We start from the raw sequence: 1491 nt of genomic DNA, 5'->3' as shown, positions 1-1491 counted from the left end.
CCACCACACCACGGATCTGTTCGATTTCCGGGCGGGTAATCGGCTGGCGGTAAGCGATCAGGGCCAGCGTTTCGAGCAGTGCGCGGGAATAGCGACTGGGTTTTTCGGACCACATTCGCGACACCCAGCCATGAACATCCCGACGGACCTGGTAACGCCAGCCCGACGCGACTTCGATCAACTCGACGCCGCGACCGTCGCAGTCGTGCGTGAGGGAGGCGAGCGCGACCACGATATCGTCCGTGGTCACTTCGTCCTCGTCGCCGAAGATCGCCTTCAACTGCGCGATCGTCATCGGCTGGGTCGACGCCAGCAGCGCCGCTTCCACGATGGGTTTCAGTTGTTCGGGTTGCATAGGCCTTCGGGTTTACCGCGCGTATGGCGCGGATCGGTTCGATGTTCGTGGCCCTCATGGGCCTTCAGGCGAGCGCCTCYTCGGGCTCGGCATCACTCAGTACCTTCGTCTTCAGGTAAATCGGCCCGAGGGCTTCTTCCTGGACGATCTCGACGAGCATTTCCTTGGCCAGTTCGAGCATGGCGAGGAAGGTGACAACGACCCCGAGTCGACCTTCCGTCACGTCGAACAGCGTTTCAAAACGGTGGAACCCGCCGCGACCCAGTGACTCGAGCAGGTCGCCCATGCGCTGGCGCACGCTGAGCGGTTCGCGCTGGATCGCATGGTGCGTGAACAGATCGGCCCGACCGAGCACGTCCTTGAGCGCGAGCAACATCTCCTTGAGGTCCAGCGGGGGTGRTACCCGCACCACGTTGTGTTCGCCGACGAAGGCATGCACCACGGTGGTATCGCGTTCCAGGCGCGGCATCTCTTCGATATCGGCCGCAGCCCGCTTGAAGCGTTCGTACTCCTGCAGGCGGCGAACCAGCTCCGCTCGCGGGTCGTCTTCCAGGCCTTCCTCGGCCGGCGGCCGGGGCAGCAGCAACCTGGACTTGATCTCCGCAAGGATCGCGGCCATCAGCAGGTATTCCGCCGCGAGCTCCAGTCGCATCACCTCGCGCATCATGTCGATGTAGTCCATGTACTGCCGGGTGATTTCGGCGACAGGGATGTCGAGGATGTCCAGATTCTGCCGGCGGATCAGGTAAAGCAGCAGGTCGAGTGGCCCTTCGAACGATTCGAGGATGACCTCGAGCGCGTCCGGCGGAATGTACAGGTCCTGCGGCATTTGCATCACTGCCTGCCCGCGCACGAGCGCGAGGGGCATTTCCTGCTGCTGCGGGACACCTGCAAAGGCACCCTGGGTTTTTTCGACCACCTGAACTTCGGTTGTCTCGTTAGTCATCGGCACACGTCAGAAGGGTCGCGACTGCGACCAGGAACGTAACAATCGATGCCGTCCGGCGGCTATACCGCCACCTCGCCCGGCATGCCACGCATCGTCGCTGACGAGCGAAGGGCATTGCCGCTGGACACCCCAGGAGGGTCACCGCCTGTGAAAGATCGTCGGGAGCGGTCCGCTCACGGTCCAGAAC

General features: G+C 63.0%; 2 protein-coding genes. Both read right to left on the bottom strand.

Features of this window, described 5'->3' with window-relative positions; translation table 11 throughout:
• Positions 1–355 (bottom strand): SMC-Scp complex subunit ScpB (gene scpB / locus AC1DT2_RS23120; protein WP_477299011.1); only part of this gene is annotated, 355 nt, incomplete at its 3' end.
• A 64-nt stretch (positions 356–419) separates the two neighbouring features.
• The gene (locus AC1DT2_RS23115; RefSeq protein ID WP_477299012.1) at positions 420–1223 is read right to left on the bottom strand and encodes a segregation and condensation protein A; all 804 of its coding nucleotides are present in this window, start codon (positions 1221–1223) and stop codon (positions 420–422) included.
• Positions 1224–1491 lie beyond the last annotated feature (268 nt).

The organism is Luteibacter sp. P4_E6 (genome assembly GCF_056401535.1).
This window is presented reverse-complemented; position numbering and strand designations above follow the sequence as displayed.